This window comes from Streptomyces sp. NPDC012508 (assembly GCF_042902595.1).
Lineage (GTDB): Bacteria > Actinomycetota > Actinomycetes > Streptomycetales > Streptomycetaceae > Streptomyces.
Map to the genome: position 1 here is coordinate 550,943 of NZ_JBIBEO010000005.1, position 19,551 is coordinate 570,493.

The 19,551-nt window shown below is 70.9% G+C and carries 16 protein-coding genes; 8 read left to right on the top strand and 8 right to left on the bottom strand.

Annotated features, from left to right (window positions below; genetic code table 11):
- The first annotated feature begins 6 nt into the window (after positions 1–6).
- Positions 7–1,479 carry a hypothetical protein gene (locus tag ACFY8U_RS19955; RefSeq protein ID WP_389571807.1) on the top strand — a complete coding sequence of 491 codons (1,473 nt, stop codon included), beginning with the start codon at positions 7–9 and terminating at the stop codon, positions 1,477–1,479.
- Between the two features lie 66 nt (positions 1,480–1,545).
- Positions 1,546–2,928, top strand: coding sequence for a glycine--tRNA ligase (locus ACFY8U_RS19960; RefSeq protein WP_361594006.1), 1,383 nt, complete (start codon positions 1,546–1,548; stop codon positions 2,926–2,928).
- An 88-nt stretch (positions 2,929–3,016) separates the two neighbouring features.
- Here ACFY8U_RS19960 and ACFY8U_RS19965 read toward each other — a convergent pair whose 3' ends face one another.
- Positions 3,017–3,604 (bottom strand): TetR family transcriptional regulator, encoded by a 588-nt coding sequence (locus tag ACFY8U_RS19965; RefSeq protein WP_361594004.1) that lies wholly within the window; start codon positions 3,602–3,604, stop codon positions 3,017–3,019.
- Positions 3,605–3,633: 29 nt separating this feature from the next.
- The gene (locus tag ACFY8U_RS19970) at positions 3,634–4,668 is read right to left on the bottom strand and encodes an aldo/keto reductase (RefSeq protein ID WP_389571810.1); all 1,035 of its coding nucleotides are present in this window, start codon (positions 4,666–4,668) and stop codon (positions 3,634–3,636) included.
- A gap of 255 nt (positions 4,669–4,923) precedes the next feature.
- Between ACFY8U_RS19970 and ACFY8U_RS19975 the strand changes: the two genes are divergently transcribed.
- Entirely contained in the window at positions 4,924–5,145 is a 222-nt protein-coding gene (locus tag ACFY8U_RS19975) for a DUF6243 family protein (protein ID WP_389571813.1), read from the top strand.
- A 106-nt stretch (positions 5,146–5,251) separates the two neighbouring features.
- On the opposite strand, the gene ACFY8U_RS19980 is transcribed toward ACFY8U_RS19975, so the two are convergent.
- Positions 5,252–6,721: an MFS transporter gene (locus ACFY8U_RS19980; protein WP_389571815.1), complete on the bottom strand. Its 1,470-nt coding sequence runs from the start codon at positions 6,719–6,721 to the stop codon at positions 5,252–5,254.
- A 101-nt stretch (positions 6,722–6,822) separates the two neighbouring features.
- On the opposite strand from ACFY8U_RS19980, the gene ACFY8U_RS19985 reads away from it, so the two are divergent.
- Positions 6,823–7,737, top strand: a complete 915-nt coding sequence (locus ACFY8U_RS19985; protein ID WP_389571818.1) for a helix-turn-helix domain-containing protein — start codon at positions 6,823–6,825, stop codon at positions 7,735–7,737.
- Here ACFY8U_RS19985 and ACFY8U_RS19990 read toward each other — a convergent pair.
- Complete coding sequence (locus tag ACFY8U_RS19990; protein WP_389571821.1) at positions 7,701–9,149, bottom strand: MFS transporter; 1,449 nt, start codon at positions 9,147–9,149, stop codon at positions 7,701–7,703. The genes ACFY8U_RS19985 and ACFY8U_RS19990 overlap by 37 nt on opposite strands.
- A 52-nt stretch (positions 9,150–9,201) precedes the next feature.
- Here ACFY8U_RS19990 and dusB point away from each other — a divergent pair, with 52 nt between their 5' ends.
- The 3 genes from dusB to ACFY8U_RS20005 all read left to right on the top strand — a co-directional run bounded on the left by dusB (position 9,202) and on the right by ACFY8U_RS20005 (position 15,047).
- Positions 9,202–10,338: a tRNA dihydrouridine synthase DusB gene (gene dusB, locus ACFY8U_RS19995; protein WP_389571824.1), complete on the top strand. Its 1,137-nt coding sequence runs from the start codon at positions 9,202–9,204 to the stop codon at positions 10,336–10,338.
- Between the two features lie 377 nt (positions 10,339–10,715).
- Positions 10,716–13,427: a pyruvate, phosphate dikinase gene (gene ppdK / locus ACFY8U_RS20000; protein WP_389571827.1), complete on the top strand. Its 2,712-nt coding sequence runs from the start codon at positions 10,716–10,718 to the stop codon at positions 13,425–13,427.
- A gap of 573 nt (positions 13,428–14,000) precedes the next feature.
- Complete coding sequence (locus ACFY8U_RS20005; protein ID WP_389571829.1) at positions 14,001–15,047, top strand: ArsR/SmtB family transcription factor; 1,047 nt, start codon at positions 14,001–14,003, stop codon at positions 15,045–15,047.
- Here ACFY8U_RS20005 and ACFY8U_RS20010 read toward each other — a convergent pair.
- Positions 15,017–16,177, bottom strand: a complete 1,161-nt coding sequence (locus ACFY8U_RS20010) for an alkaline phosphatase PhoX (protein ID WP_389571831.1) — start codon at positions 16,175–16,177, stop codon at positions 15,017–15,019. The two genes, ACFY8U_RS20005 and ACFY8U_RS20010, sit on opposite strands and share 31 nt — an antisense overlap.
- Before the next feature lie 421 nt (positions 16,178–16,598).
- The gene (locus ACFY8U_RS20015) at positions 16,599–17,168 is read right to left on the bottom strand and encodes a hypothetical protein (protein WP_389571834.1); all 570 of its coding nucleotides are present in this window, start codon (positions 17,166–17,168) and stop codon (positions 16,599–16,601) included.
- 141 nt (positions 17,169–17,309) lie between these two features.
- On the opposite strand from ACFY8U_RS20015, the gene ACFY8U_RS20020 reads away from it, so the two are divergent.
- Positions 17,310–17,720 carry a VOC family protein gene (locus ACFY8U_RS20020; RefSeq protein WP_361762436.1) on the top strand — a complete coding sequence of 137 codons (411 nt, stop codon included), beginning with the start codon at positions 17,310–17,312 and terminating at the stop codon, positions 17,718–17,720.
- A gap of 23 nt (positions 17,721–17,743) precedes the next feature.
- Here the strand turns inward: ACFY8U_RS20020 and ACFY8U_RS20025 are convergent, their stop codons facing one another.
- Together ACFY8U_RS20025 and ACFY8U_RS20030 are read right to left on the bottom strand one after the other, a co-directional pair.
- Positions 17,744–18,727, bottom strand: a complete 984-nt coding sequence (locus ACFY8U_RS20025; RefSeq protein WP_389571837.1) for an oxidoreductase — start codon at positions 18,725–18,727, stop codon at positions 17,744–17,746.
- 55 nt (positions 18,728–18,782) lie between these two features.
- Complete coding sequence (locus tag ACFY8U_RS20030; protein ID WP_389571840.1) at positions 18,783–19,544, bottom strand: SDR family NAD(P)-dependent oxidoreductase; 762 nt, start codon at positions 19,542–19,544, stop codon at positions 18,783–18,785.
- Positions 19,545–19,551: the final 7 nt, after the last annotated feature.

Here is a 19,551-nt window from a genome sequence, read left to right on the forward strand (position 1 = left end):
GCGGCCATGCGGCGCACGGAGATCAACGGCATCCCTCTGTACTGGGACGAGCTCCCCGGGCCGTTCACCGCACACCTCGTGTTCGGTACGGGGATCGAGGACGAACCGTTTCCCCGTCTGGGCATCACCGAGCTCGCCGGGCAGCTCGCCCTGGCCGCCGTCGCCGCGCGCGCGTGCGACGAGATCGCCTTCGCTGCCGAGGGCCGTTTCACGCGCTTCTCGGCCTCCGGTGAGCCCGAGCGGGTCGCCGAGCTCGTGAACCTGCTCTGCCGGGCCCTCGCCGAGCCTCCGGTGGACGGGCTCGCCGCCGCCGTGCGCAAGGTGCAGGCCCGCCGGCTCCGCGAGAAACGCTGGGACCGGTTCCAGGAGCGCGAACTCGGCTTCCGCTACGGGCTGCGCGGGCCCGGCAAGGTCGCCTGGGCCGCCCCCGCCGTCGCCCACATCGGTGCCGCCGATGTCCGTGCCTGGGCCGCCGAGCGCTTCACCCGCGACGGCGCTGTGCTCGTAGTCGGCGGGCGGCCGCCGGAGGCCCTCGACCCGCGACTCCCGGAACCGTCGCACGGACCGCGCGCCGGACGGCCCGTCGTGGAGCCCCTCCCCGACGTCACCGGCTGCTGGATCGAGGGGCCCGACGGGTACGGCGAGCAGGTCACCGTCTCCTTCGAGGGGCCCGCCACGCCCGCCGGTCATCTCGCGGTGGACATCGCCCGAGCCCGGGCCCTGCGCGACGAACGTATGACGGTGAACCTGACCGGGAGCCTGGAGGTCTCCTCCAGCTACGTGGGCGGCGGGCGCATGCTCTTCTGGCTGGTGGCCGAGACGGACGAGCTGGGTGTCCAGGCCGTCGCCGAAGGGCTCGACGCGACGCTCCGCGAGCTGGTCGAGCGCGGCCCGGCCGAGGACGAGGTACGGCGGGCCGAACGGGCCTGGTCCGAGCGGCTCGACGGGGACGACCAGGTGCACGGCCAGCTCGTCACGGCGGCCCTCGACCACCTCGCCGGCCTGGAGGTCTTCGACATCGCGGGCGTACGGGCCGCCCTCGCGTCGCTCGGCCCCGCCGACATCCGCACCGCCCTCGTCGCGTACCCCTCGACCGCCGTGCTCACCCTGCCGGAACACTGCGCCCCCGGCCCGGACAGCCCCTTCGCGCCCGAGCCGGAACGCTCCGGAGGAGGGTTCCACGAGGCGTACGAGTACCGGCCGAAGCTCTTCGGGCCCGCCGGACGCGCGGAGCGGATGTATCTGAGCGACGAGGGCCTCGCGCACTGGACGACGTGGTGCCACCACGTCGTTCGCTGGCACCAGGTGGCCGGTCTGGGGGTGTTTCCCGATGGGCGGCGGGTGCTCTACGGGGAGCGCGGCACGGTCATCGATATCCGGGCAGACTGGTACAAGTCGGGAGGCGATCTGATCGCCACCGTCGACGCCCGTGTTCCGGCCTCCCTGCGCTTCCCGATGAGCGAGGCCGGACCGATTTGATACGGGGGGTGCGGGCGCCGGTAATCTGAAGCATTCGCACTTCGTCGTCGTAATGAAGAGAGCACCGTGGCCGCCGACAAGATCGACACCATCGTCAGCCTGAGCAAGCGCCGTGGCTTCGTCTACCCGTGCAGTGAGATCTACGGCGGCCAGAAAGCCGCCTGGGACTACGGACCGCTGGGTGTCGAACTCAAGGAGAACATCAAGCGTCAGTGGTGGCGTTACATGGTCACCTCGCGCGAGGACGTCGTCGGCATCGACTCGTCGGTGATCCTGGCCACCGAGGTCTGGGAGGCCTCGGGGCACGTCGCCACCTTCACCGACCCGCTGACCGAGTGCACCTCGTGCCACAAGCGCTACCGCGCCGACCACCTGGAGGAGGCGTACGAGGAGAAGCACGGCCGCCTCCCCCAGAACGGCCTCGCCGACCTGAACTGCCCCAACTGCGGCAACAAGGGCACCTTCACCGAGCCCAAGCAGTTCTCCGGGCTGCTCTCCACGCACCTCGGCCCGACGCAGGACTCCGGCTCGGTCGCCTACCTGCGCCCCGAGACCGCGCAGGGCATCTTCACCAACTTCGGCCAGGTCCATCAGACCTCGCGCAAGAAGCCCCCGTTCGGCATCGCGCAGATGGGCAAGTCCTTCCGGAACGAGATCACTCCGGGCAACTTCATCTTCCGCACCCGCGAGTTCGAGCAGATGGAGATGGAGTTCTTCGTCAAGCCGGGCGAGGACGAGCAGTGGCACGAGTACTGGATGGAGCAGCGCTGGAACTGGTACACGGGCCTGGGTCTCCGAGAGGAGAACATGCGCTGGTTCGAGCACCCGCAGGAGAAGCTCTCCCACTACTCGAAGCGCACCGCCGACATCGAGTACCGCTTCCAGTTCGGCGGCAGCGAGTGGGGCGAGCTCGAGGGCGTCGCCAACCGCACCGACTACGACCTGAAGGCGCACTCCAAGGCCTCCGGCAACGACCTGCTCTACTTCGACCAGGACGCCCAGGAGCGCTGGACTCCGTACGTCATCGAGCCCGCCGCCGGTGTCGGCCGGACGATGCTGGCGTTCATGCTCGACGCGTACAACGAGGACGAGGCCCCCAACGCCAAGGGCGTCATGGAGAAGCGCACCGTCATGCGCCTCGACCCGCGCATCGCGCCCGTCAAGGTCGCCGTCCTGCCGCTGTCCCGCAACGCGCAGCTCTCCCCGAAGGCCAAGGGCCTCGCGGCCGACCTGCGGCAGAACTGGAACATCGAGTTCGACGACGCCGGCGCCATCGGCCGCCGCTACCGCCGCCAGGACGAGATCGGCACGCCTTTCTGTGTCACGGTCGACTTCGACACCCTGGACGACAACGCGGTGACCGTGCGCGAGCGCGACACCATGAAGCAGGAGCGCGTCTCCCTGGACCAGATCCAGGGCTACCTGGGCAGCCGCCTCCTCGGCTGCTGACCCGCCTGATCGCATACGGCGAAGCCCCCGGTTCCACTGGAACCGGGGGCTTCGCCGTATGCGCCGGGGCTTCGGGGTCGTTCGGGTGCTACGGGCGCAGGCCGCGCAGGAGGAGGTCCACCACCGCGTCGAACTCCGCCTGGATCGTGGGGCGTTGCCACTCCGGGGCGTAGGACGGGTCGTGGAACCGGGCCGTGGCGGCGAAGAGGGCGCGGGCCGTGGTGTCCGCGTCGGGGGCGGTGAACTCGGCGCCCCGGACGCCCTCTTCGACGATCTCGCGCACCTGGCCGACCAGGACGCCCAGGTGGTCCTCGACCACTCCGCTGTTCTCGTCGAGCAGGACCTCGTAGGTGGCGAACAGCTCCGGGTCGTCACCCGCCTTGTGGCGCTTGGCGTCGAAGAGCCCGGTGAACCAGGCGCGGAGCTTCTCCGGGGCGGGCCGGCCCGTGGAACCGGTCAGCTCGGCGAGCGCGGCTTCCGTACGGGAGAGCCAGCGCGCCGTCACCGCCTCCCGCAGCGCCGCCTTCGTGCGGAAGTGGCGGTAGACGCTGCCGTGGCTGACGCCGAGGACCCGGGCCACGTCCACCACCGTCGCTTTCGCCGGGCCGTACCGCCGCAGCACCTCCTCGGTTGCTTCGAGGATGCGCTCTGCGGTCAGGGTCTCGGTGGCGGCCATGGAATGACAGTACCTGTCAGCCCGGACCGTCAGTGCTCGCTGTCCAGGTGGGCCATCTGGGCCGCCGGGTAGCGTTGGCCCGCCGCCGCGCCCGCGGGGACGGCCCGCTCGATCGCGGCCAGGTCGGCGGCGTCCAGCGTGAGGTCCAGCGAGCCGAGGGCCTCCGTGAGCCGGTCCCGTCGGCGGGCGCCGATCAGCGGCACGATGTCGGCGCCGTGCAGGGGACCCTGCGCCAGGACCCAGGCGATGGCGGTCTGCGCGACCGTCACACCCTTGGCCTCGGCGATGGCACGCAGCCGGTCCACCAGGTCCAGGTTCCGGTCGAGGTTGTCGCCCTGGAAGCGGGGGGACATCCCGCGGAAGTCGCCCGGGGTGAGCTCGCGGTCACGGGTGAAGTGGCCGCTGATCAGACCGCGTGAGAGCACGCCGTACGCCGTGATGCCGATGCCCAGCTCGCGCGCGGCCGGCAGGATCTTCTCCTCGATGCCGCGGGAGATCAGGGAGTACTCGATCTGGAGGTCGGCGATCGGGGCGACGGCCGCCGCCCGGCGCAGGGTGTCCGCGCCGACCTCGGAGAGGCCGATGTGGCGGACGTGTCCGGCCTCGACCAGCTCGGCGATCGCGCCCACCGTCTCCTCGATCGGCACGTCCGGGTCGACGCGGGCGATCCGGTAGATGTCGATGTGGTCGGTGCCGAGGCGCTGCAGGGAGTACGCCGCGAAGTTCTTCACCGCGGCGGGGCGGCCGTCATAGCCGGTGAAGCCGCCTTCGACCGTGCGCAGGGCGCCGAACTTCACGCTGGTCAGGGCCTGCTCGCGGGCGGCCGCGGGGGCCGTGCGCAGGGCCTCGTTGATCAGCAGCTCGTTGTGCCCCATTCCGTAGAAGTCGCCGGTGTCGAGGAGCGTGATCCCGGCGTCGAGCGCGGCGTGGACGGTCGCGATCGACTCGGCGCGGTCGGTCTCGCCGTACAGCGCGGACATGCCCATGCAGCCGAGGCCGAGGGCGGAGACCTGGGGGCCGGTGGTGCCGAGGCGGCGGGTCGGGAGGGTGCGGGTGGAGGTCATGGGGGTCTCCTCGGGAGGGACGCAGAACGTCGGGGGAGCGACGCATGACAACTATGGCATGACGGCTGACAGATTTCAATGTTTGTCATTCGCACGGGTGGTGCGGCGGAAAACGGTGTGACCGAGGCTCCTGGGCGGGGTAGCGTCTACGGCATGTCTTCGTTCTTCCAGATCTACGAGTGAGAGCGCGGCGGGCCCCGACGCCCGCCCCCGCCGGACGATCCCCTCACCACTTCTCACCAATGGGAGAACCCCATGGCCAAGGGCCGTAACAACCTGCTCGGCGTCGGCGGACAGCGCAAGAAGCTGTCCCGCGGCGACCAGCAGGGCGCCGTTCAGAGCAGCAACGCCGACCGCAAGGCCGCGGTCGACCAGAAGCAGGAGCTGCTGAAGAAGATGCGCGAGCGCGCGCTGGGCGCCGAAGGCACCGAGACCGCCGGAACCGCCGCCGCGGAGACCGCGGGCGGCCAGGAGTAGGCGCAGCCGGTACGACGACGTGGGCCCGGGTCACCTTCCGTGACCCGGGCCCACGTGCGTCTGCCCCGGCGCGCGAGCAGCCTCGCGACCCGGCTCACGACGCCCGCTAGCTCACGACGCGCGGCAGGCGCAGGCTCATCAGAGCGGTGAGAAGTACCGCCGCCAGTTGGATCAGAAGCGTCACCGTCAGCGCCGTGCCCATCGAGCCGGACGCCGACAGCGACAGGAACAGGGAGCCGAGCGTCGCCACGCCCAGGGCCAGGGCGGACTGCTGGGTGGTGACCATGACGCCGCTGCCCACGCCCGCCCGGTCCGCCGGCACCTCGGAGAGGACGACCCGGAACAGGACCGGGAGCTGGAGGCCCTGGCCGAGCCCCGCGACCGCCATGCCCGGCAGAAGGCTCCAGGCCGAGAGGTCCGGCCAGGAGCCCCAGGCCGCGAGGGCGAGCAGACCGATGCCGACGGCCTGTACGAGGGCGCCCGCCGTGACGACCCGGGTGCCCCAGCGCCGTACCAGCCGAGGACCCGCCAGCGACGCTCCGAAGAAGGCCACCGCCATCGGGACCAGCGCCAGACCCGAGACCACGGCGCTCATCCGCAGACCCTGCTGGAGCGCCACCGCGATCACGAACATGAAGCCGCCGAAGCCGATCGAGAACGGCAGGACCAGGGCGAGCCCCCGGCGCAGGGAGACGAGGCCGAGCAGGCTCGGCGGGACCAGCGGCGTACGGCCCCGCCGGTCGGCCCGCAGCTCCACCCACCAGAACGCCCCCGCGGCGAACGGGAAGATCCCGAGCGCGATCCAGGTCCACAGCGGCCACCCCGCCGCCCTCCCCTCTGTAAGAGGGGCGAGGAGCGTGAGCAGCGCGAGGCCCAGGAGCAGCGTGCCCGGGACGTCGACCGGCGCCGGGCGCTCCGAGCGGGTCTCCGGGACGGTCCTTACCGCGAGCAGCAGCCCGGCGGCCGCCACCGGCACGTTGACCAGGAAGATCGCCCGCCAGCCGCTGCCCGCGAGGTCGGCCGCGACGAGCACCCCGCCCAGGATCTGGCCGGCCACCATCGCGAGCCCCGCGGTGGCCCCGTACAGGCTCAGCGCCTTCGCGCGCCGCGCCCCCGTCGTCGAGGAGTGAATGGTCGCGAGGACCTGCGGCAGCATCAGCGCCGCCGAGGCACCCTGTGCCACACGCGCCCCGACGAGCGTCCAGGCGTCCGGCGCGAGGCCGCAGGCCAGCGAGGTCACGCCGAAGGCGGCCATCCCGGCGAGGAAGAGCCGGCGGCGGCCGAAGAGGTCGCCGAGCCGCCCGCCGAGGACGAGCAGGACGGCGTACGCGAGTCCGTAGCCGGCCACGACCAGCTCCAGCATCGCCGGACCGGCCGCCAGATCGTGGTCGATGGTGGGGAGGGCGACGTTGACGATGAAGAAGTCGATCAGCGGCAGCGCGGCGCCCAGGAGCACGGTGAAGAGTCCGAGGGAGCCGAGGGCGGGCGCCGCGTGATCGACGGCGGCGCCGGACCCGCGGGCGGACCCGTGGGCGGGGGCGGGAGCGGTGGCGGAGGGGGAGGCTGGAGTACGCACGGTCTCGACGATCCCTCCTCACTCAGCCTGGTACCAGAGTGTCTTTATCCTGGTACAAGCACTACCTGGCAATGGGCTGAGCACCCCGGCACCCTGGGAGCATGACGACCATGGCGGTGGAGACCACGCGCACGCGAGCCACCGAGGCCGGAGCGCAGACCGACGTCCGGCGGCACGAACTCGCCGCGTTCCTGCGCAGCCGCCGCGAGCGGATCACCCCCGAACAGGTCGGCCTCCCCCGAGGCCGGCGCCGCCGCACGCCCGGACTGCGCCGCGAGGAGGTCGCGCACCTCTCAGCCGTGGGCGTCACCTGGTACACGTGGCTGGAGCAGGCCCGGGACATCCACGTCTCCCCGCAGGTCCTCGACGCCCTCGCCCGGGCCCTGCTGCTCGACGCGACCGAGCGCACCCACCTCTTCGCCCTCGGCGGCGAGACCGACCCGCACCCCGAGTCGCCCTGCCCGACCGTCACGCCCGCCCTGCGCGCGATGCTCGACCAGCTGGAGCCGATGCCCGCCTGCATCCAGAACAGCCGGTACGACATCCTCGCCTACAACCGCACGTACGGGAGGCTGCTCTGCGACCTCGACGCGCTGCCGCGCGAGGACCGCAACTGCATCTGGCTGGCCTTCACCAACGACGAGTGGCGGGCCGCCGTCGCCGAGCTGCCGGACGTCACGCGCGCGATGGCGGGCAAGTTCCGGGCCTCCATGGCCGAGCACCTCGCCGAGCCCGCGTGGAAGGCGCTGCTGCACCGGCTGGAGACGGCGTCGCCGGAGTTCCGGGAGATCTGGGCGCGCCATGAGGTGGTGGCCCAGGGCGGGCGTACCAAGATCATCCGTAACGCCCATGTCGGGACGCTGCACCTGGAACACACCAACACATGGCTCGGACCGACCTCCGGGCCGCGCCTGGTGACGTACGTGCCGGTGGACGCGGAGTCACGCGCGGGCGTGGAGAAGCTTCTGCGGCTCGTGCGTCAGGAGGAGGCGGAGGCCGCGCCCGCAGGGGTCTGAGTCTCCTCCGCCTCCAGCCGTCGTGCCGTCCGCTCGGCCGTCCCCCTCGCCCACGTCCCGCTGGTCAGTGCCCCCACCAGAAGGACGCAGAGACCGCAGCCGGTCATGATCCAGTAGCCGCCCCTGCTCGCTGCGACGAAGTCCTCCGTACGGGAGAGCGTGCCGACCCCGGCGGCCAGGACTGCCCCCACGACGGCGACGCCGAGCGTCTGGCCGATCTGCCGGCTGGTGGAGGCCACGGCCGACGCCACCCCGGCCTGGGAGAGGGGCATGCCCGAGACGGCGGTGTTCGTGATCGGGGCGTTCACCATGCCGAAGCCGATCCCGAAGACCACGTACCCGGCGAAGAGCACCGGATCGTGGGTCTCGGCCTCGAAGGCGGCGAAGGGCAGACAGCCGGCCGCCATCGCCGTTCCCGCGATGAGCAGGGGCAGACGCGGTCCGCGTGCCCCGACGAGCCGCCCGGAGAGCGGGGCGAAGACGAGGGTCATCGACGCCATCGGCAGCATGTACAGGCCGGCGTCCAGGGCGGAGAGACCCCGCACGTTCTGGAGGTAGAGCGTGTTGAGGAAGAGGAATCCGCCGAGGGCGGCGAACGCGCAGACGGCGATGATCGTCGCGCCGCTGAACGGGGCGCTCCGGAAGAACCGCAGGTCGATCAGAGGCTCCCGGCGCCTGGGCTCGTACAGCAGCAGCCCCGCGAGCGAGGCCAGGGCGACACCGGCGACGGGCATGCTGCTCTCGATGATCGCGTACGTGAGCGAGCCGAGGAACGCGGCGACGAGCAGCTGGCCGACCGGGTCGGGGCGGCGGGGCCTGGGCGCCTTGGACTCGGGGACGTAGCGCAAGGTCAGGAGCAGCGCGGCGAGGCCGACCGGCAGGTTGATCCAGAACACCGCGCGCCAGCCCACCGAGTCGACGAGCAGTCCGCCGACGACCGGACCCGCCGCCATGGAGACGCCGACCACCCCGCCCCACAGCCCGATGGCCCGGGCGCGCGCGGCCGGCTCGGTGAAGGTGTTGGTGATGATGGACATGGCGACCGGGTTGAGCATCGATCCACCGACCGCCTGGATCATCCGGAACACCACCAGGGTCTCCAGGCTGGGGGCGAGCGAGCAGAGCAGCGAGCCCAGGGTGAAGAGGACCAGGCCGGTCACGAAGACCTTGCGGCGGCCGATCCGGTCGGCGGTCGACCCGGCGAACATCAGCAGCGACGCCAGGACCAGCGTGTAGGCGTCGATGGTCCACTGCAGGCCCGAGACGGAGGCGTGGAGGTCGCGCTGCATGGCGGGGAGCGCGACGTTCAGCACGGTGTTGTCCAGGCTGACGATCAGGAGGCTCATGCAGCAGATTGCGAGGACGACCCGTTTCCGGTCCCGGCCGAGCGGCGCGGATGTGAGCTCGGGCATGTGCGGATCGTACGGCTGCCTATGGACTGCCGCAGTGCGCGACAATGGCTGAATGACCGCGTTCTCCCCTCTCGCCATCGGGCCGCACATCGTGCAGCCGCCGGTGGTCCTCGCGCCGATGGCCGGCATCACCAACGCCCCTTTCCGCACCCTCTGCCGTGAGTACAGCGGCGGCAAGGGCCTGTTCGTGAGCGAGATGATCACGACGCGGGCGCTGGTCGAGCGCAACGAGAAGACCATGCAGCTCATCCGCTTCGACGAGAGCGAGAAGCCGCGGTCGATCCAGCTGTACGGCGTCGATCCCGTGACGGTCGGCAAGGCCGTGCGGATGATCGCGGACGAGGATCTGGCCGACCACATCGACCTGAACTTCGGCTGCCCGGTCCCCAAGGTGACCCGCAAGGGCGGCGGCTCGGCCCTCCCGTACAAGCGGCCGCTGCTGCGCGCGATCCTGAACGAGGCCGTGTCCAACGCCGGCGCCCTGCCGGTCACGATGAAGATGCGCAAGGGCATCGACGACGACCACATCACCTACCTGGACGCGGGCCGGATCGCGGTCGAGGAGGGTGTGACGGCGATCGCCCTGCACGGGCGGACGGCGGCGCAGCACTACGGCGGTACGGCGGACTGGGACGCCATCGCACGTCTCAAGGAGCACGTGCCGGAGATCCCGGTGCTCGGCAACGGCGACATCTGGTCGGCGGGCGACGCGCTGCGGATGATGCGCGAGACCGGCTGCGACGGGGTGGTCGTGGGGCGCGGCTGTCTGGGACGGCCGTGGCTCTTCGGCGACCTGGTGGCGGGCTTCGAGGGCACGGGCGCGTACGCCCAGCCGGGGCTTCGGGAGGTCGCGGACGCGATGGTCCGGCACGCCCGGCTGCTCGGCGAGTGGCTCGGTGACGAGTCGCGCGGTGTCATCGACTTCCGCAAGCACGTGGCCTGGTACCTGAAGGGCTTCTCGGTCGGTTCCGAGATGCGCAAGAAGCTGGCGGTCACCTCGTCCCTGGACGAGCTGAGCGCTCAGTTGAGCGAGCTGGATCTGGACCAGCCGTGGCCGACGGGCGCGGACGGCCCGCGCGGCCGCACGTCGGGCAACAACCGCGTGGTGCTGCCGGACGGCTGGTTGAAGGACCCGTACGACTGCGCGGGTGTCAGCGAGGAGGCTGAGCTGGACACGTCCGGAGGGTGACCCCCGGGCGTCCGGATCGTGGAAAACCGGGCCGAACTTCGGCGTGATCCTCGCCACCCTTGATAGGGGTGCTGCTCAGATGAGCAGATTTCGAGGCGTTGTACTTATGGAGGGGTGGCACTGGGTGCCATCCCTCTTGCGTTCAAGAGTTGAACACAAGTGCTGGAGAAGCTGCTCATGTGAGCGGGTAACCTTGGGTTTGAGTCAAGGGGGCTTCGAAGTCTGAAAGCGGAAGCTACTCGTCAGTTACTTTCGATGCGCTGGCGGACGGGTGGTTAAGACCATGTGACCGGTAGGCATACCTCCACAGGAGCCTTCGATCTGGGTATGTTCCTCGCCGTCAGGGCAGCCACCGAGTCCTCGAGGAGTCGAGACACGTGTCGGAAAACAAAGATCAGAAGTTCGTGTACGACTTCACCGAGGGCAACAGGGACCTGAAGGACCTGCTCGGTGGCAAGGGTGCGAACCTCGCCGAGATGACCAACCTCGGCCTCCCGGTTCCCCCCGGCTTCACGATCACCACCGAGGCGTGCAAGGTCTACCTCGAAAGCGGCTCCGAGCCGGTCGAGCTCCGCGACGAGGTCACCGCCCACCTGGACGCCCTCGAGCAGAAGATGGGCAAGAAGCTCGGCCAGGCCGACGACCCGCTGCTCGTCTCCGTACGCTCCGGCGCCAAGTTCTCCATGCCCGGCATGATGGACACGGTCCTGAACATCGGCCTCTCCGACACCTCCGTCGAGGGCCTCACCGCCCAGGCCGGCGACGCGCGTTTCGCCTGGGACTCGTACCGCCGCCTCATCCAGATGTTCGGCAAGACCGTCCTCGGCGTCGACGGCGAGCTCTTCGAGGAGGCGCTCGACGAGGCCAAGGCCGCCAAGAAGGTCACCGTCGACACCGACCTCGACGCCTCCGACCTGAAGAAGCTCGTCAAGCACTTCAAGAAGATCGTGAAGGCCGAGGCCGGCCGCGACTTCCCGCAGGACCCGCGCGAGCAGATGGACCTCGCCATCGAGGCCGTCTTCAACTCCTGGAACACCGACCGCGCCAAGCTCTACCGTCGCCAGGAGCGCATTCCCGGCGACCTCGGCACCGCGGTCAACATCTGCTCCATGGTCTTCGGCAACCTCGGCCCGGACTCCGGCACCGGTGTCGCCTTCACCCGCGACCCCGCCTCCGGCCACCAGGGCGTCTACGGCGACTACCTGCAGAACGCGCAGGGCGAGGACGTCGTCGCCGGTATCCGCAACACCGTGCCGCTGGCCGAGCTGGAGTCGATCGACAAGGCGTCGTACGACCAGCTGATGCAGATCATGGAGACCCTGGAGACCCACTACAAGGATCTCTGCGACATCGAGTTCACCATCGAGCGCGGCCAGCTGTGGATGCTCCAGACCCGCGTCGGCAAGCGCACCGCCGGTGCCGCCTTCCGCATCGCCACCCAGCTCGTCGACCAGGGCCTGATCGACGAGGCCGAGGCGCTCCAGCGCGTCAACGGCGCCCAGCTCGCGCAGCTGATGTTCCCCAAGTTCGACGAGAACGCCAAGGTCGAGCAGATCGGCCGCGGCATCGCCGCCTCCCCGGGCGCGGCGGTCGGCAAGGCCGTCTTCGACTCGTACACGGCCGTCAAGTGGTCCCGCTCCGGCGAGAAGGTCATCCTCATCCGCCGTGAGACCAACCCGGACGACCTGGACGGCATGATCGCCTCCGAGGGCATCCTGACCTCGCGCGGCGGCAAGACCTCGCACGCCGCCGTCGTCGCCCGCGGCATGGGCAAGACCTGTGTCTGCGGCGCCGAGGAGCTCGAGGTCGACACCAAGCGCCGCCGGATGACCACCACCTCGGGCCAGGTCATCGAGGAGGGCGACGTCGTCTCCATCGACGGCTCCACCGGCAAGGTGTACCTCGGTGAGGTACCCGTCGTACCGTCCCCGGTCGTCGAGTACTTCGAGGGCCGGATGCACGCCGGCGCCGACGACGCCGACGAGTTGGTCGCCGCCGTCCACCGGATCATGGCCTACGCCGACCGCGTCCGCCGGCTGCGCGTCCGCGCCAACGCCGACAACGCCGAGGACGCCTCGCGCGCCCGCCGCTTCGGCGCCCAGGGCATCGGCCTGTGCCGCACCGAGCACATGTTCCTCGGCGAGCGCCGCGAGATGGTCGAGAAGCTGATCCTCGCCGACACCGACGAGGAGCGGACCGAGGCCCTGGACGCCCTGCTCCCGCTCCAGAAGAAGGACTTCGTCGAGCTCTTCGAGGCCATGGACGGGCTGCCCGTCACGGTCCGTCTGCTCGACCCGCCGCTGCACGAGTTCCTGCCCGACATCACCGAGCTGTCGGTGCGCGTCGCCCTCGCCGAGGCCCGCAAGGAGCCGCACGAGAACGAGCTGCGCCTGCTCCAGGCCGTGCACCGGCTGCACGAGCAGAACCCGATGCTGGGTCTGCGCGGCGTACGGCTCGGCCTGGTCATCCCCGGCCTGTTCACCATGCAGGTCCGGGCGATCGCCGAGGCCGCGGCCCAGCGCATCGAGGCCAAGGGCGACCCGCGCGCCGAGATCATGATCCCGCTCGTCGGCACCGTCCAGGAGCTGGAGATCGTCCGCGACGAGGCCGAGCAGGTCATCGCCGAGGTCCAGGCCAAGACCGGTGTGGAGCTGAAGCTCGCGCTCGGCACCATGATCGAGCTGCCGCGCGCCGCCGTGACCGCCGGTCAGATCGCCGAGGCCGCCGAGTTCTTCTCCTTCGGCACCAACGACCTCACCCAGACCGTGTGGGGCTTCTCCCGGGACGACGTGGAGGCCAGCTTCTTCACCGCGTACCTGGAGAAGGGCATCTTCGGTGTCTCGCCGTTCGAGACCATCGACAAGGACGGCGTCGGCGCGCTGGTCCGCAGCGCCGTCCAGGCCGGCCGGGCCACCCGCCCGGACATCAAGCTCGGCGTCTGCGGCGAGCACGGCGGCGACCCGGAGTCGGTGCACTTCTTCCACGAGGTCGGACTCGACTACGTCTCCTGCTCGCCGTTCCGGATCCCGGTCGCGCGCCTGGAGGCCGGCCGCGCCGCGGCGGAGTCGAAGGGCTCCGACAGCCGCTGAGCCCGCGGCTCGGCGCTGCTGGACGGCCGCTGACCGGACGTTCAGTAGCAAAGGTCACCGGAGTCGCCGCTCGTCCCCGACCCTCAACCGATGGGCGGCGGCTCCGGGTCGCAAGAGAGACGGGGCGGACACCTTGTGCGGAGGTGTCCGCCCCGTCGTATTTCGTCCACCCCGGCGCGGCCCCGGGATGTACGCCGGATGTGAGTTTATGTTCAATCGAGGCCGATTGAATTATTGGTCGTTGAACTTTCGGTATTGAACTTTCCACGATTGGTCCCGCAAAGAACGGGACGGGCGCGACCCCCGGATCCCCACCCGGTGGCCGCGCCCATTACCCATGCCGGGCAGGTGAGCCGCAACCCTCGCCGACCGCCGCCGGACGCGCAAAGCCCCCCACGGTCTTCGCCACGCCACCTCGGTCCTGAAGGTTTCCTGCCCGACCCCCACAGCTTTTCCGTTTGCCCCCGGTCGCCGCGATGCCTTTCAAGTGTGGCTGAAACACCCTGGTAACGTGCTGTGATGATGTGCATACTCATCGACGGGGGCGGTTGCGAGTGCACAGGTGGGGGTTCAATGCTGCGGATTCATTTCACCGCGAGCGATGTGGCGGGGGTGCGTATGGCGGCCCGGCCGGACGTTCTGTGGGAAACGATTCTCAGCTTTCACCGGCTTAGGGACCGGCGCGGGCCGGTCGTCTACGGAGAATGGCGTTCCGACACACGTCCCCGGCTCAACGGGGAGACCCGGCTGCTCGCCGCGCTGGTGCCGAGTCGCGGTTACTTCCCCGACTTCCTGACCCCTCCCGAGGGCCTCCACGGCCTCGACGAGGCCCTTCAGGCGATCCGCGAGACCCCTGTGGAGCGGCTCAGGTCCGAGCTGGCCCTCCTCGGCGCCGACCGGGCCGGCGGCCGTACGGTGCCGCACTCGCTGCGCGCCCTTGCCGAGGGCGGTGGAGAACCGTTCAGCCGGCTCCTCGGGACCCTGCGCAGCTACCACCGGGCCGCGATCGAGCCGTACTGGCCGCACATCCGTGCCCGGGTCGAGGCCGACCGCGCGCTGCGCGGCCGCGCCCTGCTCGACGGGGGCGCCGATGAGCTCCTCGCCTCGCTGCCGCCGATGTTCCGCTGGCGCTCGCCCGTCCTGGAGGCCGACTATCCCGTCGCGCGCGACCTCCACCTCGACGGCAGGGGCCTGTTGCTCCAGCCCTCGTACTTCTGTCGCGGCACCCCGGTCGTCCTGCGCGACCCGACGCTGCCGCCGGTGCTCGTCTACCCGACGACGCACTGCGAGGCGCCCACCGTCCACGAGCCCGGCGGCTCCTCGCTCGCCAAGCTGGTCGGCAACACGCGCTCGGCGGTCCTGCACGCGATCGGCGACGGCGGCACCACCAGCGAACTCGCCCGCAGGGCCGGGGTGTCGCTCGCCTCGGCCAGCCAGCACGCCGGCGTCCTGCGCGAGGCGGGGCTCGTCGCGACCCTGCGGCACGGCAACGCCGTCCTGCACACCCTGACGCCGCTGGGCGCCGCCCTGCTCGGCGGCGCCCGGAGAAGGGTCGCGGGGGCCGTGTCGGCGGCCCCCGCGGAGCGGCTCTACGCCCGGAACGGGCCCGTCACCTCGTAGGTGATGCCGCCCGAGGAGCTGCCGGAGGTGCCGCGCTGGCTGGAGAAGTACAGCCTCCTGCCGTCGGGGGAGAACGCCGGCCCGGTGATCTCGGAGCCGGACTGGCCGCTGATCCGCAGGAACGGGGCGACGACGTCGTCCGGGGTGATGATGCAGATCTCCATGTTGCCGCCGTCCTCGGCGATGAACAGGTCGCCTGAGGAGGAGCCGGTGACGTTGTCGACGCCCGTCAGCGGGGCGCCGCCGCCGGACACCAGCGAGTCGTCGTACGCGAGCTCGTAGGTGTTGGTGGTGAGGTTGAGCTGCCAGAGACGGTTGTCGCCCTTGGTGGTGAACCAGACGGTGTCGTTGGCGTAGTGGCAGCCCTCGCCGCCGTTGAACTTCTTCGAGCCGGAGACCTGGCTGCGCGTCGCGGTCGGCGAGCCGTCCGGGTCCGGCACGTTCTGCCAGGTGAAGGAGCCGGAGGTGGCGGTGCCTGCCACCAGTACCTGGAGCGTCCCCGAGGAGAGGTTGCCCCAGGTGGTGGGTATGAAGCGGTAGAAGCAGCCGCTGGACTCGTCCTCGGTCAGGTAGATCACCTTGCGCACGGGGTCGGCGGCGGCCGCCTCGTGCTTGAAGCGGCCCATCGCGGCGTGGCGGACGGCCGCGTTCACGCCGTACGGGTCGGTCTCGTAGACGTAGCCGAGGCTGACCTCCTCGCAGGAGAGCCATGTGTTCCACGGGGTCTTGCCGCCCGCGCAGTTGGTGCGCGTGTTGGAGAGGATGCGGTACGCGCCCGTGACGGTGCCGGTGGAGCTGAACTTCACCGCGCTCGCGCCGCCGCCGGGGTTGATCTCCGAGTTGGAGACATAGATCCAGCCGCTTCCGTCGGCGAAGCAGGCTCCGCCGTCGGGAGCGTTGTGCCAGGTGTACGAGGTGCCGGGGACGGTCTGTCCCGACCGGGCGATGACCCGGCTGCTGAATCCGCTCGGCAGCAGGATGCCGTTGGCGTCGGCGGAGCCGAGTGCCCCGTAGGGGCCGGCGCCGGGCTGGGCGGGGGCCGCGTAGGCCGCACCGCGCATCAGGGTGCCGCCGAAGGCGGCCGCCGACGTGCCGATGACCGCTCCGCGCAGGAAACTGCGTCGCTCCACGTCTCACTCCAGAAGGGTGGTGTGTGAACCCGCCGCACCGGTCGGCGGCGGGGTCGCGCGCTTTCGGAACCTAGGAGTACGGAGTTGGTACGGAGTTGACGGTGCAGCAACAACCGATGAAGGGGAAGCGTCGGTCGGAAGGTGAGTGGAGTACGGAGGCGCGCGCGCACGGCGGAACGCGTGGCGCGGGGGCAAGGGGGGCAGGGGAGGGCGCGGGGGCAAGTGGGGGCAAGTGGGGGCAAGCGGGGAGCAGGGGGCAACGGCCGGGGGCCGGGCCGAGGGCACGCGTCGGTGCCGGCCGGGCGGCGTAAGCCGAGGCTGACGGGGCGCGGCCGGGCGGCGTAAGCCGAGGCTGACGGGGCGCGGCCGGTCGGTGAAACCGAGGGCCGGCCGCGGGCGTGCGGGGCCCTGGGGGCGCCGGTTACGCCCCGGACTCCAGGAGGGTCTTGAGCTCGGCGAAGCGCTCGCGCCAGAACTCCTTGTAGGCGGCCACCGCGTCCGCGTCCGGGAGCTTGGTGTGGCCGAGGCCGATCCGGGTCTTCGTGTCGCCCATCGGCGTCAGATAGACCTCGATGCGGCTCGTCCCGCCGTCCCAGTCCGCCGTCACCGACCTGCCCGGCCGATGGGTGCGGACGTCGAGCTCGCCGTCCGGGAGCCACCGGCTGCGCAGTTCCTCGTCGGCGAAGGCGGCCGTGCAGCGGTCGGCCGGGGCGTTCACCGTCTTGCCGGCACTGACCTGCCAGTCGCCGCCGGAGGACTGGCCGACCTCGCGCAGCCCGCGCTCCTGCTCGTAACCCACGGAGATCGACTGGGCGTGCCAGCCGCTGACGCCGTGCTCCTCCACCAGATGGCGGGCGATCGCGGTGTGCCCCTGCCGCTCGGCGCCCCAGGAGTCGAGCAGGGCGAACCAGGCCGCCCAGCCCCTACCGGTGGCGGCGGTCAGGGCGTCGTCCGACAATCGCTCCGTGATCTTCCTGCCTGCGGGGCTCATACCCCGACGCTAGCCCGATCCGGAAAAAACTTCCCGTGCGCCGATGAGTTTGGACGGGGCCCGCCGTCTTAACTCTCGAAAGCGCACACGAGGCACCTGAGACACCACCAGACGCACGAGAGACACGAGAGAGCGGACACCATGAACCAGATGATCTTCGTCAACCTGCCGGTCAAGGACCTCGAGGCCTCGAAGGCCTTCTGGGGCAAGCTCGGCTACTCCTTCAACCCGCAGTTCAGTGACGACACCGCCGCGTGCATGATCATCAGCGACACGATCTTCGCCATGCTGCTGACCGAGCCCAAGTTCAAGGAGTTCACCAAGCCGGGCAAGGAGATCGCCGACGCGACCAGGACGACCGAGGTGCTCCTCGCGCTGAGCGCCGAGAGCCGCGAGAAGGTCGACGAGCTGGCGGACGGCGCTCTCGCGGCCGGCGGTTCCCCGGCGAAGGAGCCCATGGACTACGGCACGATGTACGGCCGCTCCTTCACGGACCCCGACGGCCACCACTGGGAGGTCATGTGGATGGACCCGGCCGCCACCCAGGGCTGATCACCCGGCGGGCTCCCCGCCGATCACCCCTTCAGGCCGTCGTACGTCACGCCGGTGAGCTGCTCCGAGGCAACCCAGAGCCGCTCTCCGGCGACGTCGTCGAGGGTCCACCGCGCCCGCCACGAAGCGACGGGCGCACCCCGCGCCATGAGGAACGACGGGCCGGTGAACGAGTCGGGCGCCACCCCGTCCGCCGTTGCCGCGTAGAGCGTCGGCAGCGCCCCGGCCTCGGCCGGCTGGGCGAGGATCCGGTTGCCGAGCTCGATGATCCGCTCGGCGCCCGTACGGCCCTCCATCCGCGCCCCGGCCGTCTGCAGGTTGGTCGCCGCGTACCCGGGGTGGGCGGCTGCCGCCACGATCCCCGAGTCCGCCGCCCTCAGCCGCCGCGCCAGCTCGTGGACGAAGAGCAGATTGGCCGTCTTGGAGCGGCCGTACGCGATCCAACGGCGGTACTTCCGCTCGCTGTTGAGATCGCCCGTGTCCAGCCTTGATATCGCGTGCATGCCGCTGGAGACGGTGACGATCCGGGCCGAAGGGGCGTCCATCAGCCGGGGCAGCAGCAGGCCGGTGAGCGCGAAGTGCCCCAGGTGGTTGACGCCGAACTGCGTCTCGAAGCCGTCCGCGGTGCGGCCGTACGGCAGCGCCATCACGCCCGCGTTGTTGACGAGCAGATCGAGCCGTTCGTACGGGAGCGAAGCCGCGAACTCCCGTACGGAAGCCAGGTCCGCGAGGTCCAGCGGGCGGAACTCCACCACCGCGCCCGGCACTTCGCTCCGCACCTGCTCCACAGCCGCCGTGCCCCGGGCCTCGCTGCGGCACGCGAGCACCACCCGGGCACCCCTGCGGGCGAGTTCGCGGGCGGTGACCAGGCCGATGCCGCTGTTGGAGCCGGTGACCACGGCGGTGCGGCCGCGCTGGTCCGGGATGTCGCGGGCGCTCCAGGCGCCGGCGCCTCTGCCAGGGCTGGCGCCAGGGCTGGTGCCGGTGCTGCAGCCGGTCGTGGCCATGCGGACCCCCTCGTTCTTACTCCGGAGTAGGTCACCCAGCCTACGTCCGGCCGCCTCAGGCCGAAACGCCGCCGTCGATGACCAGGTCGGTGCCGACGACGGAACCGGCGTCCTCCGAGGCGAGGTAGAGCACCGCCGCCGCGACCTCGGAGGCCGCCGAGATCCGGCCGAGCGGGGACTCATCCTTCATCCGCACCGCCAACTCGGCCTCCGTCTCGCCGGGCCGCAGCGACATCGCGGACTCCGAGGCGCCGGGGCTGACCGCGTTGATCCGGACACCCTCGGCGATGTGGTCGAGGGCGGCGGCCCGCGTCATCGCGGAGACCGCCGCCTTGGAGACCTGGTAGCCGAAGACGCCGGGGATGCGGACGTGCGGGCCGAGGTTGGAGGAGATGTTCACGATCGCGCCGCCGCCGTGAGCCCGCATATGGGCGATCTCGGCCTGGAGGGAGTGCAGGACACCGGTGACGTTGGTGTCGAGCAGGGCCTGCCAGTCCTCGAGGGGGAAGTCGGCGGCGGACGCGCCGCCCCGGAAGATTCCGGCGTTGTTGACGGCGACGTCCAGCCCGCCGAAGGTCCCGACGGTCTCCCGGACCAGGCGGCGGGTGTCCTCGGGGCGGGCGACATCGGCCGTGACGGCGGCCGCTGTGCCGCCGATGGCCTTGATCAGCAGCACCGTCTCGTCGAGGGTGGCGGCGCTGCGGCCGGAGACGACGACCTTCGCGCCCTCGGCGGCGAAGGCCAGCGCGACGGCTCGCCCGAGCCCGGTGCCGGCGCCGGTGACGAGGACGCGCTGGTCGGTGAAGCGTGTGGGCATGAGGATG

Excerpts from the sequence above, each read along its gene's own strand:
- ACFY8U_RS19955 (WP_389571807.1), top strand. The coding sequence starts at position 7 with ATGCGGCGCACGGAGATCAACGGCATCCCTCTGTACTGGGACGAGCTC.
- ACFY8U_RS19965 (WP_361594004.1), bottom strand. The coding sequence starts at position 3,604 with ATGGCCGCCACCGAGACCCTGACCGCAGAGCGCATCCTCGAAGCAACC.
- ACFY8U_RS19970 (WP_389571810.1), bottom strand. The coding sequence starts at position 4,668 with ATGACCTCCACCCGCACCCTCCCGACCCGCCGCCTCGGCACCACCGGC.
- ACFY8U_RS19975 (WP_389571813.1), top strand. The coding sequence starts at position 4,924 with ATGGCCAAGGGCCGTAACAACCTGCTCGGCGTCGGCGGACAGCGCAAG.
- ACFY8U_RS19985 (WP_389571818.1), top strand. The coding sequence starts at position 6,823 with ATGACGACCATGGCGGTGGAGACCACGCGCACGCGAGCCACCGAGGCC.
- ACFY8U_RS19990 (WP_389571821.1), bottom strand. The coding sequence starts at position 9,149 with ATGCCCGAGCTCACATCCGCGCCGCTCGGCCGGGACCGGAAACGGGTC.
- dusB (WP_389571824.1), top strand. The coding sequence starts at position 9,202 with ATGACCGCGTTCTCCCCTCTCGCCATCGGGCCGCACATCGTGCAGCCG.
- ACFY8U_RS20005 (WP_389571829.1), top strand. The coding sequence starts at position 14,001 with ATGCTGCGGATTCATTTCACCGCGAGCGATGTGGCGGGGGTGCGTATG.
- ACFY8U_RS20015 (WP_389571834.1), bottom strand. The coding sequence starts at position 17,168 with ATGAGCCCCGCAGGCAGGAAGATCACGGAGCGATTGTCGGACGACGCC.
- ACFY8U_RS20020 (WP_361762436.1), top strand. The coding sequence starts at position 17,310 with ATGAACCAGATGATCTTCGTCAACCTGCCGGTCAAGGACCTCGAGGCC.
- ACFY8U_RS20025 (WP_389571837.1), bottom strand. The coding sequence starts at position 18,727 with ATGGCCACGACCGGCTGCAGCACCGGCACCAGCCCTGGCGCCAGCCCT.
- ACFY8U_RS20030 (WP_389571840.1), bottom strand. The coding sequence starts at position 19,544 with ATGCCCACACGCTTCACCGACCAGCGCGTCCTCGTCACCGGCGCCGGC.